We start from the raw sequence: 15173 nt of genomic DNA on the forward strand, positions 1-15173 counted from the left end.
TCACCCGAAAGGGGGGACTTGCAAGGCACAGCCCTGGCTTTTCGGAGAGATTGATAAAATAAAGCTCTTCGAAAATGATTAGTAAAGATATAAAGGTGATATGGTAGATATGAAGATCATTAAAGACATACTGAACCGCTCCCTTTTTTTGGGAGAGGGAGAAGGAGGGAGAGGCCTATGATACTCGCCTGGATGATATGCATATTATTAATTGGCGGTCTGCTGTGCTGGCTGATATCACGGTGGAACAGTCAGTTTGCAAAATGGATTGCTTTGATTGCAGTAATCATTGACTTTATCATCATCTGCAATTTATGGATACAACAGCAGGCATCCGTAAGCGGTGCTGAAAGCTGGTTTATTAATTACCAGGTGAGCTGGATCCCTTCTTTCGGTATCAGCTTTCATTTGGCAATGGATGGGTTAAGCACTGTACTGCTGTTACTAACTTTTTTTCTTGGTATACTGTCAGTGCTTTGTTCATGGAATGAGATCAAAGATAGAATTGGTTTTTATTTTTTCAACCTGCTCTGGACGCTGGCCGGTATCGCTGGTGTATTTGTGGCGATGGACCTTTTCCTGTTTTATTTTTTCTGGGAAGTGATGCTGGTGCCCATGTATTTTTTGATTGCTCTCTGGGGCGATAGCAATCGTCGTTATGCCTCGTATAAATTTTTCATTTTTACGCAGGCGGGAGGTCTGCTGATGTTACTGGCTATTCTTGCCCTGTATATCATCCACGGCCAGCAAAGCGGAACGTATACATATGACTATTTTAGTTTGCTAAATACAACATTGGAGCCTTCTACCGCCAAATGGATCATGATGGGATTTTTAATTGCGTTTGCAGTGAAGTTGCCGGTAGTGCCGCTGCATAATTGGTTGCCCGATGCACATAGCGAAGCGCCTACGGCCGGCAGCCTGATATTAGCGGGTTTATTATTGAAGACCGGGGCTTATGGTATCATTCGTTTTGTGCTAACATTATTTCCGCAGGCCGCCGCAGAGATTGCCTGGTGGGCTATGTTGTTTGGTGTAATAGGGATTGTATATGGCGCCATGCTTGCTTTTGCGCAAACGGATCTCAAACGGCTGATCGCTTATACTTCCGTAAGCCATATGGGGTTTGTGCTACTCGGCATTTTTGCATTTCGTGAAATGGCCATGCAGGGTGTGGTGATGCAAATGCTTACTCACGGTATCAGTACGGGAGCCTTATTCGTTTTAGCCGGAATGTTGAAAGAAAGATTGCATACACGAGATATCAATCAAATGGGTGGATTATGGACATCCATGCCCGCCATGGGTGGCGTGGCGATATTGTTTACCATGGCTTCACTGGGACTGCCGGTGCTGGGCAATTTCGTTGCAGAGTTTCTGATTTTGATGAGTACATTCTCAGTAAATAGTACGCTTACTGTTATTGCCAGCCTGGGATTGGTATTCTCAGCCTTGTATTCGCTGCGGATGATGCAGAAAGTTTTTCTTGGGCAACCTGCTGTTACCGGGCCGTTGAAAGATTTTAGTGCCAGAGAATTGATTGTGATGGCGGCGCTAAGTATCAGCATTGTAGTGTTGGGGTTGTATCCGCAACCGGTGATGGAGACCGTAAAAGGATTTATTCAGCAGCTAGTGATGAAGTAATGGGTTAATGTGGAAAATGGAACAATGACTTTTGACTTATATGACCTATTTGATACTTATGACTTAATTGATTTTTTATGACATTCACTATTCACCACTCAGTATTCGCCGTATGACAAACGAACAACTTCTTGCCTTTCTTCCTTTTATTTTGCTGGCAGCAGCGTCAATAGTTGTGATACTGCTGATTGCTTTTCGCTTAAGTCATACAGTGATACAGGTGACAGGATTCCTGATGATGTGTATGGTAATATTGGCCATGTGGTATGTAAGGGATGTTTTGCCGGAATCAATAATGCCTTTGTTTATTGTGGATGGATTTGGTGCTTTATTTACGGGCCTGATTATTCTTTCAGTACTAATCATAGGATTATTTTCCTTCATTTACTTTGAAGAAAAAGAAGAAAATCCAAAGGAATATTATATCCTCTTATTCCTGGGAACACTGGGTTCGGCTTTGCTTACCGTCAGCCGGCATTTTATTTCTTTCTTCCTGGGATTGGAATTATTGAGCATCAGTTTGTATGCTTTAATCGCCTACCTGCGTAACCGCAATAACGCCGTCGAAGCCGGAATGAAATACCTGGTGCTGGCGGCGCTGACATCGGCTTTTTTATTATTTGGTATGGCATTGATATATATGGACACGGGCAGCATGGAGTTTGCAGCCATAGCGGAAAAAATAACTGTTTCATCAGCGCTGTTTATTACCGGGGCGGGCATCATGATTGTAGCTATTGGCTTCAAGTTGGCTCTTGTACCTTTTCATCTCTGGGCCGCGGATGTATACCAGGGGGCGCCGGCGCCTGTCACTACCTTTATTGCTACGGTTTCTAAAATAGGTGTGTTTGCAGTATTGTTACGATTTGCCCAGGCCATCAATTTGCAACAATACCCCGTTGCCATCACCATCTTTTCGGTGTTGGCTGTTATTTCTATGTTGTTTGGAAACTTGCTGGCTCTTCAACAGCAAAACATCAAGCGCATCCTGGCATATTCCTCCATTGCGCATTTTGGCTATTTGCTTGTTGCGTTTTTACCCGGCAACAAGGCAGGAGTGGAGGCATCTGTATTTTATTTATTCGCTTACTCTATTACCCTGCTGTCAGCCTTTGGTGTCATCACTGTACTATCCACCCGCCAAAAAGATGCGGAGGACCTGGAAACCTACCGTGGCCTTTTCTGGAAGAATCCCGTGATGGCTCTTGTATTAACGATTGCATTATTATCATTGGCTGGCATTCCATTAACCGCCGGTTTTATTGGTAAATTTTATGTATTGATGTCGGGTGTAGAACAAAATTTATGGTTCCCCGTAATCATGCTGGTGATCACCAGTGTGATCGGGCTGTATTATTACCTGCGGATTATCAGCACCCTGTTTGCAGCATCGCCGGCAACGGTGGTGAAAGAAAAAACATTGCATCCCCTTTTTTATACTGCTATGTATGCCAGCCTGATTGTGTTGACCGTACTATTGTTTTGGGTGGGAATTTCACCTGCTACCATCATTGAGGCTATCCGGCAATTTCTGGCCATTTAATTGAACTATTCTTCTTTTATGCAATCATAAAACCATTGGCCCGGCTATAGATGTATTAATGCTTTACAGTATCCAAAAACAGATTGTATGTGGGAGGGAGTATCAAGTCTTGCCGGCCAACTTTTTCTTCTTATTATTGTTTATTGCATTACCAACTGTTTCATTCGAATGCGCCAATCACTGCTTATGGATGGCGGTGAACCCGGGGAAATAATAATTTTCCAAAGTTTCAAAAAATATTGAAAATTTCATAACTTAGCGGCGTAAATAAGTTGATATGAAAGTTGTAATTATAGGCGCAGGTTTCGGCGGGCTTAAGCTGGCCCGCAAACTCAATAATAAGCCGGGCTTTGAAGTGCTGCTTATTGATAAATTCAATTATCACCAGTTCCAGCCTTTATTTTACCAGGTAGCTACGGCCGGGCTGGATGCCAGTAATATTTCTTTTCCGCTCCGCAAGGTTTTTCAAAACAGTAAGAATGTCCGCATACGTTTAGCTGAATTAAAACAGGTGGTGCCTGCTGAAAACAAGATCCTCACCGATGCGGAAACGATCAGTTATGATGTGCTGGTATTAGCTACCGGCGCCGATACCAATTTCTTTGGTAATACGCAGTTGGAAGCAAAAGCATTCCCGATGAAGTCAACGGTGGAAGCCCTGCAACTTCGGTACAGGATGCTCCGGAATTTGGAGAATGCATTAATCATTAAAGATGCCGTGGAGCTGCAAAAACTAATGAATATTGTAGTAGTGGGTGGCGGACCAACCGGCGTAGAGGTATCAGGAGCATTGGCCGAAATGAAGAAATATATTTTGCCCAAAGAATATCCGGAGCTTGATTTCAGTAAAATGAACATTTACCTACTGGAAGGCACCGGTAAAACATTAATTGCAATGAGCGAAAAATCAGCCGCTCAATCCCAACAATACCTGCAAAGGCTGGGTGTAAAAGTGTTGACCAATACACTGGTCAAAGACTATAATGGCGAAGAAGTGCTGTTGAATGATGGCGGCAAAATTGCAACCCGCACGGTGGTCTGGGCAGCGGGGATCAAGGGCAACGTGCCGGAGGGCATCGACAAAAATTTAATTGCCCGTGGAAACCGGGTTAAGACAGACCGGCGTTGCAGGGTACAGGGATTTGAAAATATTTATGCGATTGGTGACCTGGCTTATATGGAAACGCCGCTTTATCCAACGGGTCATCCGCAGGTGGCACCCGTAGCCATGCAACAGGCCAGGATGCTTGCTTCCAATTTGATCAAGGAGCAGAACAACGATCCAAAGTTTTCAGCATTTGAATATAAAGACAAGGGCACTATGGCTACTGTTGGCCGCAACCTCGCCGTTGTAGACGTTCCAAAACCCAAACTGCATTTTGGCGGTTTTCTGGCCTGGATGATCTGGATGGGATTGCACCTCATGTTAATTCTCGGTGTCAAAAACAGGTTTTTTGTTTTTTGCAACTGGCTGTATGCCTATATTACCTATGATCAAAACCTACGCTTGCTATTTAAAGAATTTAATAGATACCCCGAAAAATGATAAAGCAAACAAAATTTCTGACCGCAGAATGGCGTAAACTGATCCTGGCCAATTATCGTGTCGACCCGGAAATCCTTTTACCATATATACCTGGGGGAACAGAACTTGATTCCTGGAACGGAAATTATTATGTGAGTCTTGTAGGCTTTATGTTTGTCAAAACAAAACTGCTGAGTCTTAGCATCCCGTTTCACACCGACTTTCCGGAAGTTAACCTGCGATTTTATGTTCGATACAGGGAAAATGGCTGTTGGAAAAGAGGAGTTGTTTTCATCAATGAATTCGTTCCCAAACCTGCCCTTACATTTATTGCCAATAAAATTTTTAAAGAACACTATGTCACCATGCCGATGAAAACTCATATCGCTATAGGCGATCAACAACTGCACGTGAAGTATCAATGGAACAAAGAAAAATGGAACAGCCTTGAAGTAAGGGCTGCAACAGGGTTACAAACCATTGAAGTCGGGAGTGAGGCGGAATTTATAACCGAACATTATTGGGGATATACGTCGATAGCGGATCAGAAAACGGGTGAATACCAGGTGAGTCATCCACGATGGCAGATGTATCCGGTGACGGAGTATCACATCAACTGTGATTTTACCCGGCTCTATGGTACCAATTTTTCCTCCCTGGATAGCCTTGAACCAGTATCTGTTTTTTTGGCCGAGGGCTCAGCTATTGCTATATACCCGAAAAAGGTTCTTAAAGCTTTTTGAGAATTTTCCTGGCCCGTGAATGAAACGCTGCGGTCTCATAAGCCCAGCGATCTTCAATAATGGTTTTTAACTCCGATTTTATCTCAGAGTATTGTTTAGATAAATTGTCTAAAACCGTCAAGGCGAAAGCTTTAACGGCGGCGTTTTCCGTCGGTGAGTTGATGTAATTGAAACAGATATCCATTACCTGTCCATGAAATTTTTTGGAGATAGAGATATCCTGTAGCAACCGGATGGTATTGCGCTTTACCGCATCATGAATGCCGGGCTTCTGAAGGTTTTTGAGCAGTTTTGAAAAATGTTTAGCTATTAAGGCGGGATGAGCGATCACGGCATAACTTAATGGCCAGGCGGCTCTTTGCACGACACGATATTCATCATGCAGGAAAAGATCAAACAACTCATCGAACCGTGTCTGTGAGTCGCCGATCCAGTTAACAATGGCAGTACAGTTGGTTTTTGAATGTTCCTTTAAAAGCTGTTCACGAAGTTTCATCTGTATATTTTATTATTAGATTTTGGATGGCCGTTTGATACTGCACAAATAAATAACTTTAAGCGAAATAAAAAAGCTATGAGCCGCTGCATTATAATACTGTTTCTATTATTCACTGTCGCCTGTCAGCAAAAGGATCATTCAAAAGCCGCGGTGGTAATACAAACCGATTTTGGTGTGAAAGACGGGGCTGTGGCGGCGATGAAAGGTGTTGCCTATGGCGTATCGGGTGATATCGATGTCTTTGATCTCACGCATGAAATTCCGGCCTATAATATCTGGGAGGCAGCGTATCGTTTGAACCAGGTGATACCATTTTGGCCCGCCAACACGGTGTTTGTTTCCGTGGTGGATCCGGGAGTTGGCACAGCAAGAAAATCAGTAGTCATAAAGACAAAGCAGGGACATTATATTGTTACGCCTGACAACGGCACCATTACACTGGTAGCCGAATCAGAAGGAATTGATGCGGTACGACAGATAGACGAAAACTTAAACCGGCGACATGGCTCAGACAGTTCTTATACATTTCATGGCCGTGATGTCTATATGTACACAGCCGCTAAACTGGCGGCAGGTGTCATCGATTTTGAACAGGTGGGGCCATTGCTGAAAGATTCTTTGCAACTCATTTCTTACCAGCGGGCGCAAAAAGACAGTGTTTTTTTAAAAGGAAATATCCCGGTGCTGGATCCGCAATATGGGAATGTCTGGACCAATATTCCTGATAACATGATCAAATCAGCCGGCATAAAATCCGGCGATACGCTGGACGTCCGGATTGCCTTTAAAGACTCAACGGTATATGCCGGAAAAGTTCCATTCGCTAATACATTTGGTGACGTGCCTGAAGGAAAACCGTTGGCGTATATCAACAGCCTTATGAATTTTTCTGTGGCGGTTAATAGGGGAAATTTTGCGCAAAGCTTTCATGTAAGTTCGGGACCTGATTGGACTCTCAGTATAAAAACTGGCCGGTGAGGCTATTAGTGAAAGCACCAATAAAGCCGACCGGCCAGCAATCTTAATCCGCTACAAATTTAAGGCTTTTTTCCTATAATTTATATTATGTTAAATGGCGCACGGGGTGAATTAAAACAAAAAAGCCCACCCACTCGTGTGAACTACGACAGTCGTTTAGCTGTATTGACGGTACCCTATTGTTGGAGTATCTTTAGCAAAAAATGACATCAGGTTGGTTCTTATATAACAAAGACCGGAAAACATCAAACCGATTAATGTGGTTTGTTATAGTTATACTTGTTGTTGGATCAATTCTTGGCTTTTTTATCAAGAATAAAAAAGGGAATACCGAACCGGTTCAGAAAGTAGAATCTCCTAAATAGATATTGTGGACTTCGCCCCCTGCTTCGTAGAGGGCTTTTTTGTTGCCTGATGGCAATGGGTGTTGTAACAAGGCGACTTGGTTATTTAATCTAACCTACGAAGGGTTTCTTAAAATATTATGAGCAAATTCTTTGGTATAACAAAATTTGTTATATGATGATGTTTGGATTCCAAATCATGCAGAGAAATATTTCTTTGAGAGAGATAGAAAAGCGCTTAATTACTTGCCAAAATTGTTAACAGCGTAAATTTTTAATTAGCTACCTCCCAATTCGGGAGGTAGCTTTATTCTAATACATTTAAATTACAATAAATGACACGAGACGCAAAGCTTTACTATTTGAGATATTTAGATTGGAAACCATTGGTTGAACAGATCGAGCAACATAAAAACTATTCTCTAAAACACCTAATAACAGTATTTAAGACAAGCCTCGAATACCCTCCAACTCATAGCTATACACTTTTATCAATGGATAGTGATATTGATAAAATGATTGAATCATATGGAGGCATAGAGGCAGCGCCGAATGATTTAATGCGTAACGCATTACATCACAATACACCCGATACTTTATATGGAGAAAAATCTAGCGTTATTTATCTCAACAAGATATAACGACATTAGTAGTTAATACATTGAATTCGCCTTCGGCTCATGCTTGAAGCCAGCCTTTTCTTTTTTCTTTAAAACCAGTCCCACCACCTTCGCTTCGTCCGTAAAAAACGATTTACAGACTTCGCTCTGCGTATCTTAAATCGGTATATTCGGAAAGTAAACCGAAAACTGGCTTATGACTACAATTTCCGGGAAGTTGAACGAATATGGATACCCTATTTTAAACGATGTATCCATATTTAACTTCAATAATGAGTTAATAGAATGTAGTGCTATTGTAGACACGGGAGCACACGGATTTTATTTAAAGCAATATTTAATTGATTTATTAAAGCTGCCGGTAATTGGAACAATCGCACAACACAACCCTATAGACGGAGAATCTGAAGGCAATATGTATGTAGGCAAACTCGTAATTCAAAAGCTTGAGTTTGGAAACATCGAAATAGCAACTCTTCTATCCCATAGTTTCCCTGCCGATTTCATCGTAGGAAATAAATTTCTTATCAACAAGACCTTTAATTACTTCGGGAAAGCAGGTGACTTTAATATATCCTTCTAACATATAGCGAATGGAATTGTGTTCCATATTGTTTAAGTAGCTTTAAAATTGAATACCACAGGTTAACAAGGCAACGAATCCTTTTGCCAGCATCTTGTCATAACGCAGACTTGCATTAAATTGCAGTTACTTCACCAGCATAGATCCATTTCTATTATCAACCACCCATCCCAATTTGTAGAGAGAAAGCAAAAGCTGCCCCATGACACCGGAATTACAAGCCGCCTGCGAAGCAATTTTCCAGGAACATAAAAGCCATCCTTTTTCATGGAACAAGGATGTATTTCATGGCCGGATATCCACCGGTATGCTCGACCTGGCCAAAGAAGTGCTGCTTGAAAAAAATATCATCTACTACCAGCATCCCGGCAAAAAACTGGTCACCCTGTTAAATCCTGAAGTAGCAAAGGCTGGCAGTTTTACCGAAGCGTTGGGAATGGTCTCCGGCAAACCAATCGTATTTACCATGGTTGAAAAGCCGCTGCCACCCGTCGTCAAAATAAACCATCAGCCGAAGGAATCGCCGGCCCCTGTTGTCCAAATTAAGCAGCCGGAAATTGTAAAGGAGCCGGTTAGCGACACTCCCCTAATCAAATGGTATTTGCGGCCTGTATTTGTGTATTTTATCTGGCCCTTGCTCGGGGCGGTTGTTTTCTGGCTGATTGCCTATTTCATCAGCGCCGGTTATGATGAGTTGTTTGTCAAAAAAAAGAGATAACCCACCGGTAACAATTTCACGCAGCTTTCATCTTGTTCTCATCGGCCAATTCTGCAGAGGAAATTAATTTTGACATAAGGAAATGTACCGCATACCAGCTTGCCGGCAGGCAGGGAATTGACCTTGAATTTTCTTTGTTACTTTCTTTTGTTAAAAGAAAAAGAAAGTAACCGGAGTCTGCTTATCGAAAGATAAACTATAGAAAATACTTTCGGCAAGCCCTGGCTATAAAAAAGCCGCTTCGTGAAGCGGCTCTTTCATAAATAAATCGTTCTGCATTATTTAATGCTCAGGTAAAGGTCGCCCCATTTCTTAGCCTCTGCTGTATATTTTGCAATCTCAGCAGGTTTTCCTTTTGCCTGTTCTTTTTTGTAGTTATAAATGTCCTCGAGGAAACCGGCTGCTTTTTTGTATTGTTGCTTATCAGCGCTGTTCAGGTTTCCTTTTTTGGCAAATATTGCGGCTGCTTTTTCATAAGGCACCCGACCTGCTTCCAGGTATTCACCGTATTTCTTATCTGATTTTTTTACTTTTTCAGCTTTCACCATTACAAAGTAGTCACCGATTACCAGGTAAGGCAGTTGCTCATCGGCTTTCGCTTCCGCGGCAGCAGTGAAAGCCGCTACCATTTTTTTCTCAATCTCTTCCGCATTAGCCGGAGGCACTGCTCCTTCTACTTTTGAATTCAATGTATCATACAATACCTGGCCGAGTGATAAATTGGCTTTGTAGTTGGTAGGATCTTTGGCCAGCACTTCTTCCAGTGATTTTACTTTGGCTTCAAAGGTTGACTCCAGGCCCACCGCGAAATCAGTTTTATCATAGGTGAAGAATTCGCTGTTGGGATAAAGCTCTTTGCCTAATGCCTTATATTTTTCAAAATTGGCCATATCCTTTTTAGTGAAATAATGTGTGACCAGGAAGCGGTAAATGCTTTCATAGTTAGCACCGGTTACTTTTGCATCGGCCAGCTTTGCATAATATTTAGATGCTTCATCTTTTTGATTGCTGTTTTCGGCGGTAATTGCTGCAAGAATAACGGCATTGGTATCCAGCGGGCTGGTCAGCAATTGCTGGCTGCTCAACAGGGCTGAGTAATCATTTACTTTTTTAAATGATTCATAAGCCTCAGCAAATTTTTTAGCTTCATATTCTTTGTAGCCAACATTGAAATAGCCGGAATAAATATTGACCAGCGAATTTTTGTATACCGGATCTTTTAACAAGGCAAGGCCTGGTTCCATTTCCTGGTATTTTTTAAAGGCGGCTTCGGCTTCAGTCCTGAGTGCTGCACCTTCAGGTGTATGCAGGGTTGCGCTGTCTGCTGCAAGACCGGCATAAATAGTAGACTTTAAAATATAAGCCTCAGGCTTGCTGGCAAATTTTGCATTGGTCATTCTTTTATCTACATCCTCTTTTGCTTTTTTATATTGGCCAAGCATTACAAATTGTTTGATCTCATCATAACTCTGTGCTTTTACCATAAAAGCAGCCATGAGCATCAGTAAGGCGAATGTGACTTTTTTCATTTGTTATTTTTTATTGTTTTTAGCCATAACTAGTCCCGGATTTGTTCCGGGATGAAATCTTGCCTGTCGGCAGACAGGTTCGCCAAATAATCTATGCCGGTTGGTGACAAGCATTATCGTGGCTCATTTCATATGTTTTTTGTTATTGTTATTGAGCCATTGGGCAATTCCACAGCCGGCTCATTTTTTCAAATTTAAATTGATAAAATTTCTTTTACTGTTCCGTTGTACCATCCAAAGATGAATTTTCATTTCCATTCGTTGCGTCAGGCAGCTCATTTCCCAAGCCGTTCGTTGATCCATTTTCGGGTTGCTCCTGGTCATCCAACTGGGTAATAGCGGCTATTTCATCTCCATCATCAAGACGGATCAGCTTCACACCCTGTGTGGCCCTTCCCTGTTCACTGATATCAGCCACCTTCATCCGGATGGTAACACCGCTTTTACAGGTAATCATCATATCCTGCGATTCGTCCACGGCGATCAAGCCCACCAGCTTACCTGTCTTTTCTGTTACATTGATTGTTTTGACCCCTTTTCCGCCGCGGTTGGTGTACCGGTACTCATCCACTTTCGTTCTCTTTCCATAACCCTTTTCACTCACTACCAGCACTGTTTTTGATGCATCCATTTCTGGATTTACACAAATCATACCAACTACTTCGTCGGTTGCGTCATCTACTTCAATACCCGCAACACCGATTGCACCACGCCCCGTTGCTCTTACTTTTTCTTCGGAAAAACGAATGGCTCTGCCACTCTTCACTCCCATCATGATCTCGCATTTGCCATCAGTCATCTTTGCTTCAAGCAACTCATCGCCTTCTATAATATTGATTGCATTGACTCCGGTTAAACGGGGACGGCTGAAATCCTGGAGTTCGGTTTTTTTGATAATACCCTTCTTGGTACAAAGTACGATATTATGCGATTTAACGAATTCCTCATCTTTCAAATCCCGCACATCAATGATGGCTCTTACCTTGTCATCAGATGGAATTTGAATCAGGTTTTGTATGGCTCTGCCTTTACCAGCCTTCTCTCCTTCCGGCACCTGGTATACATTTAGCCAGTAGCATCTTCCTTTTTCGGTAAAAAATAAAAGGGTATGATGCGTAGATGCTACAAAAAGATGTTCGATATAATCTTCATCCCTTGTTCTTCCGCCCATGGCTCCGCGACCACCACGCTTTTGCGCCCTGTACTCTTCAGCCGGTGTACGTTTGATATAACCCAAATGCGAAATGGTGATCACCACGTCTTCCTCTTTGATCAGGTCTTTGAGACTCATCTCATCATCGAGATAAGTGATCTCCGTTCTTCTTTCATCACCAAATTTATCCTTCACTTCCAGCAACTCGGTTTTGATGATGTCAAAACGCATCCCCTCATTGGCCAATACTTCTTTCAAATGTGTGATCAGTTTCATCAGTTCATCATGCTCTTCTTTGATCTTTTCTCTTTCCATGCCGGTCAACCGTTGCAGGCGCAACTCCAGGATGGCTTTGGCTTGTATCTCATCCAGTCCCCAACCAGCGTTGATTAAATTATCTTTAGCTATGTCAGGTGTAGCCGAAGCACGGATCAGGGCTATCACTTCGTCAAGGTGATCCAGGGCTATCAAATAACCTTTTAAGATATGAGCTCTTTTCTCCGCTTCTCTTAATTCATATTGTGTACGGCGAACGACCACTTCATGGCGAAACTCCACGAACTCACTGATCATTTCTTTTATGTTCAGTGTCCGCGGACGTCCTTTTACGATGGCTACATTGTTAATACCATAGGAAGTTTGAAGATCAGTATGCTTATACAGCTGGTTGATGATTAAATTAGGAACACCATCTCTTTTCAAATCGATCACAATGCGGGTTCCTTCTTTATTGTTTGATTCATTGTTGACATGGGCAACGCCTTCAATAACTTTTTCATTTACCAATACACCTATACGGTTAGTGAGTTCATCCCTGTTTACCTGGTAGGGCACCTGGGTGATAATGATCTGCTCACGGCCACTTGGTTTTGCATCAACATGCAACTTACCACGCAATACCACACGGCCACGACCGGTTTGCATCGCCGCTTTGATGCCTTCCATGCCATAGATGATACCACCTGTTGGGAAGTCAGGCGCTTTCACATGCTGCATCAGCTCCTCTACTGTTATCTGCCGGTTATCAATAAATGCAACACAGCCATCTATTACTTCAGACAGGTTGTGCGGCATAATATTCGTAGCCATACCGACCGCGATTCCACTGGAACCGTTTATAATCAGGTAAGGAATACGTGTTGGTAAAATCGTGGGTTCTTTCTCTGAGTCATCAAAGTTGAGTTGGAAGTCGACAGTGTCTTTGTCAAGATCTTCCAACATATACTCGGCAATTTTCTGCAGTCTTACCTCCGTATAACGCATAGCCGCCGGGCCATCACCATCTTCATTACCAAAGTTACCCTGGCCGTCTACCATCATGTACCGCATGTTCCATTGCTGGGCCATACGGGCCATGGCATGATAAACAGACATATCGCCATGCGGGTGATATTTACCCAACACCTCTCCTACGACACGGGCCGATTTTTTAAACGGACGGTTAGATCGCAATCCCAATTCATTCATCGCAAAAAGAATCCGGCGATGAACAGGCTTTAAGCCATCCCTGATATCAGGCAATGCACGGCCCACAATTACCGACATCGAATAGTCGATATAGGCCGTCTTCATCTGCTCTTCTATATTAACGGGGATGATCCTGTTAATGTCGCTGGTTTCCTGCGGTTCAAAATTATCTTCCATGTGCTCTTTTTCGTGACTGTTTAAACGATTGTTTTTTTGTAATAAGTCCTTATGAATAAAGGGTTTTCAAAGGCTGGCAAATCTACCTTTTTTGAAGCTCAAAACCTGATAAAAGAAACTGTTTTTTACCCTATTTTTCCACCCTTGTGGATTATTGCTGAACTGTTAGAACTCTTGATTTATAACAAGCCTTTGGCACTTGGCGGCATAAATTTTCGTTTACTTAGCACTACCAAAGAGAACCCATAAATGGCAAGCTATTTATTGCTTCGTGATAACAAGGAAACTGGTCCATTCTCAGTGGAAGACCTACGGAAAGCCGGATTAAAACCCTATGATCTTATCTGGGTGGAAGGCAGAAGTGCTGCCTGGCGTTATCCCGGCGAAATCGAGGAGCTAAAATCTTTTGCTCCCCTGATTGAAGAGCAGCCATTCGATCGTTTTTTCAAAAGAAATGAAATGGAAAGTGAACCGGAGGCTGAGATTAAAGAAGAACCACCTGTCAGGGAAGAGTATTTAAAATATGCCCCGATAGAAAAAAAAGAAGAGCCGGTATTCTCACCTAGACGTTCCGTATTTATAACACTTCCCAATCAAAAGCAAGTTGTGACCGAAAGGCCGATAGTAGCTGAAAGGCCTGCGGGAAAAGAGCTTCAAAAAAAGATGACTCCCCCGCCTGTTATTTCCATTACAGAAACAGCCCCTGTTGCAGAAATAAAATATTCACAGCCTCTTGATGAGATCAAAGAGATGTATGTAAAAACGCTGCAGGATCGTAAAAGCAGGATGGCCAAAAAAACTATTTGGTTAGGTTGGGCAAAAAAAGCGGGTATTGTTGTTGGGCTTATAGTCGTGGGCGTCCTGGCGGGCCTGGCGATCCGTTCCAATAACGGGAAAGAAGACAAGGTTGCCAATGAGATGGTGAAGACAAATACGGCCGTCACCAATACTGCGCTTAGCCAGCCGGCAGAGGAACAGCCGGGAACACAGAACGAACCGGCAAACGAATTGCCCCCCGTCACCGGTACTAGTGCTAAAAAGAATGAAAAGGTTGCATCGAATAATGTTCAGCCCGGCAATACCGGTGAAGAAACAACAACCTTAAAGATCAGGAAGGAAACAATGCTGATTGTTCCCAAACAGAAACCCGTCTTTGATAACCGTCAAACACCACCATCATCCGAGGTTGATGAAATAACCAGCGAACGAAGCAGGAAACTCAGAAATGCCGATGAAGACATCGCCGCTGTGACCGAAGAAAAATCAGCACAGGTAAAAACAAACAAGACTAGTTTGCGTGACCAGGTTTCAGTATCCAGTAATGATTATAAAATAGTTGCCTTTGGCGGTATCCGGAACCTCTTCCTGACGGTCACCAATAATTCGAAATACGAATTGGATCATGTGATTGTAGAATTGCAATACCTGAAACCAAGTGAAGAACCTTTACGCACAGAAAATATCAACTTCAAATCCATCGCAGCAAATTCTTCCGCTACTATCCGGATACCAGATACCAACCGGGGTATAAAAGTTTCCTATAGAATTATCAACATTGACAGTAAGCAAAGTGCTGGTGATGTTGCCGGCCGTTACTAATAGAAATTAAACTGTGAAAAGCTGATGTTGTTGAACACATCGCTTTGATAG

Annotated in this window: 13 protein-coding genes; 10 read left to right on the plus strand and 3 right to left on the minus strand. The window is 42.6% G+C overall.

Annotated elements, in window-relative coordinates; all coding sequences use genetic code 11:
- Window positions 1–177: 177 nt before the first annotated feature.
- The 4 genes from nuoM (at window position 178) to ACFEL9_RS22295 (ending at window position 5455) form a co-directional block, all read left to right on the plus strand.
- Window positions 178–1644 (plus strand): NADH-quinone oxidoreductase subunit M, encoded by a 1467-nt coding sequence (gene nuoM / locus ACFEL9_RS22280; RefSeq protein ID WP_385894717.1) that lies wholly within the window; start codon window positions 178–180, stop codon window positions 1642–1644.
- A gap of 112 nt (window positions 1645–1756) precedes the next feature.
- Complete coding sequence (locus tag ACFEL9_RS22285) at window positions 1757–3187, plus strand: NADH-quinone oxidoreductase subunit N (protein WP_385894719.1); 1431 nt, start codon at window positions 1757–1759, stop codon at window positions 3185–3187.
- 277 nt (window positions 3188–3464) lie between these two features.
- The gene (locus tag ACFEL9_RS22290; RefSeq protein ID WP_385894720.1) at window positions 3465–4733 is read left to right on the plus strand and encodes an NAD(P)/FAD-dependent oxidoreductase; all 1269 of its coding nucleotides are present in this window, start codon (window positions 3465–3467) and stop codon (window positions 4731–4733) included.
- Complete coding sequence (locus tag ACFEL9_RS22295; protein WP_385894722.1) at window positions 4730–5455, plus strand: YqjF family protein; 726 nt, start codon at window positions 4730–4732, stop codon at window positions 5453–5455. The genes ACFEL9_RS22290 and ACFEL9_RS22295 overlap by 4 nt, the downstream gene beginning before the upstream one ends.
- On the opposite strand, the gene ACFEL9_RS22300 is transcribed toward ACFEL9_RS22295, so the two are convergent.
- On the minus strand, window positions 5442–5951 hold the full coding sequence (locus tag ACFEL9_RS22300) for a HEAT-like fold family protein (protein WP_385894723.1): 510 nt from the start codon (window positions 5949–5951) through the stop codon (window positions 5442–5444). The two genes, ACFEL9_RS22295 and ACFEL9_RS22300, sit on opposite strands and share 14 nt — an antisense overlap.
- 78 nt (window positions 5952–6029) lie before the next feature.
- Between ACFEL9_RS22300 and ACFEL9_RS22305 the strand changes: the two genes are divergently transcribed.
- The 4 genes from ACFEL9_RS22305 (at window position 6030) to ACFEL9_RS22320 (ending at window position 9197) form a co-directional block, all read left to right on the plus strand.
- Window positions 6030–6932 carry an SAM hydrolase/SAM-dependent halogenase family protein gene (locus ACFEL9_RS22305; RefSeq protein WP_385894725.1) on the plus strand — a complete coding sequence of 301 codons (903 nt, stop codon included), beginning with the start codon at window positions 6030–6032 and terminating at the stop codon, window positions 6930–6932.
- Window positions 6933–7611: 679 nt separating this feature from the next.
- On the plus strand, window positions 7612–7917 hold the full coding sequence (locus ACFEL9_RS22310) for a hypothetical protein (protein ID WP_385894727.1): 306 nt from the start codon (window positions 7612–7614) through the stop codon (window positions 7915–7917).
- A 175-nt stretch (window positions 7918–8092) separates the two neighbouring features.
- Complete coding sequence (locus ACFEL9_RS22315) at window positions 8093–8479, plus strand: hypothetical protein (RefSeq protein ID WP_385894729.1); 387 nt, start codon at window positions 8093–8095, stop codon at window positions 8477–8479.
- Between the two features lie 202 nt (window positions 8480–8681).
- Window positions 8682–9197 carry a hypothetical protein gene (locus tag ACFEL9_RS22320; protein ID WP_385894730.1) on the plus strand — a complete coding sequence of 172 codons (516 nt, stop codon included), beginning with the start codon at window positions 8682–8684 and terminating at the stop codon, window positions 9195–9197.
- 278 nt (window positions 9198–9475) lie between these two features.
- Here the strand turns inward: ACFEL9_RS22320 and ACFEL9_RS22325 are convergent, their stop codons facing one another.
- Window positions 9476–10726, minus strand: coding sequence for a hypothetical protein (locus ACFEL9_RS22325; protein ID WP_385894732.1), 1251 nt, complete (start codon window positions 10724–10726; stop codon window positions 9476–9478).
- Between the two features lie 214 nt (window positions 10727–10940).
- Window positions 10941–13523, minus strand: a complete 2583-nt coding sequence (gene gyrA, locus ACFEL9_RS22330; RefSeq protein WP_385894734.1) for a DNA gyrase subunit A — start codon at window positions 13521–13523, stop codon at window positions 10941–10943.
- A gap of 51 nt (window positions 13524–13574) precedes the next feature.
- Here gyrA and ACFEL9_RS22335 point away from each other — a divergent pair, with 51 nt between their 5' ends.
- Together ACFEL9_RS22335 and ACFEL9_RS22340 are read left to right on the plus strand one after the other, a co-directional pair.
- Entirely contained in the window at window positions 13575–13772 is a 198-nt protein-coding gene (locus tag ACFEL9_RS22335) for a hypothetical protein (protein WP_385894735.1), read from the plus strand.
- A complete protein-coding gene (locus ACFEL9_RS22340) occupies window positions 13773–15122 on the plus strand; it encodes a hypothetical protein (RefSeq protein WP_385894737.1) in 1350 nt (449 codons plus the stop codon). It begins immediately after the preceding gene.
- The last annotated feature ends 51 nt before the right edge of the window (window positions 15123–15173 follow it).

It is taken from the genome of Terrimonas alba (assembly GCF_042434975.1).
Lineage (GTDB): Bacteria > Bacteroidota > Bacteroidia > Chitinophagales > Chitinophagaceae > Terrimonas_B > Terrimonas_B alba.

Excerpts from the sequence above, each read along its gene's own strand:
- nuoM (WP_385894717.1), top strand. The coding sequence starts at position 178 with ATGATACTCGCCTGGATGATATGCATATTATTAATTGGCGGTCTGCTG.
- ACFEL9_RS22285 (WP_385894719.1), top strand. The coding sequence starts at position 1,757 with ATGACAAACGAACAACTTCTTGCCTTTCTTCCTTTTATTTTGCTGGCA.
- ACFEL9_RS22290 (WP_385894720.1), top strand. The coding sequence starts at position 3,465 with ATGAAAGTTGTAATTATAGGCGCAGGTTTCGGCGGGCTTAAGCTGGCC.
- ACFEL9_RS22295 (WP_385894722.1), top strand. The coding sequence starts at position 4,730 with ATGATAAAGCAAACAAAATTTCTGACCGCAGAATGGCGTAAACTGATC.
- ACFEL9_RS22300 (WP_385894723.1), bottom strand. The coding sequence starts at position 5,951 with ATGAAACTTCGTGAACAGCTTTTAAAGGAACATTCAAAAACCAACTGT.
- ACFEL9_RS22305 (WP_385894725.1), top strand. The coding sequence starts at position 6,030 with ATGAGCCGCTGCATTATAATACTGTTTCTATTATTCACTGTCGCCTGT.
- ACFEL9_RS22310 (WP_385894727.1), top strand. The coding sequence starts at position 7,612 with ATGACACGAGACGCAAAGCTTTACTATTTGAGATATTTAGATTGGAAA.
- ACFEL9_RS22315 (WP_385894729.1), top strand. The coding sequence starts at position 8,093 with ATGACTACAATTTCCGGGAAGTTGAACGAATATGGATACCCTATTTTA.
- ACFEL9_RS22320 (WP_385894730.1), top strand. The coding sequence starts at position 8,682 with ATGACACCGGAATTACAAGCCGCCTGCGAAGCAATTTTCCAGGAACAT.
- ACFEL9_RS22325 (WP_385894732.1), bottom strand. The coding sequence starts at position 10,726 with ATGAAAAAAGTCACATTCGCCTTACTGATGCTCATGGCTGCTTTTATG.
- gyrA (WP_385894734.1), bottom strand. The coding sequence starts at position 13,523 with ATGGAAGATAATTTTGAACCGCAGGAAACCAGCGACATTAACAGGATC.
- ACFEL9_RS22335 (WP_385894735.1), top strand. The coding sequence starts at position 13,575 with ATGAATAAAGGGTTTTCAAAGGCTGGCAAATCTACCTTTTTTGAAGCT.
- ACFEL9_RS22340 (WP_385894737.1), top strand. The coding sequence starts at position 13,773 with ATGGCAAGCTATTTATTGCTTCGTGATAACAAGGAAACTGGTCCATTC.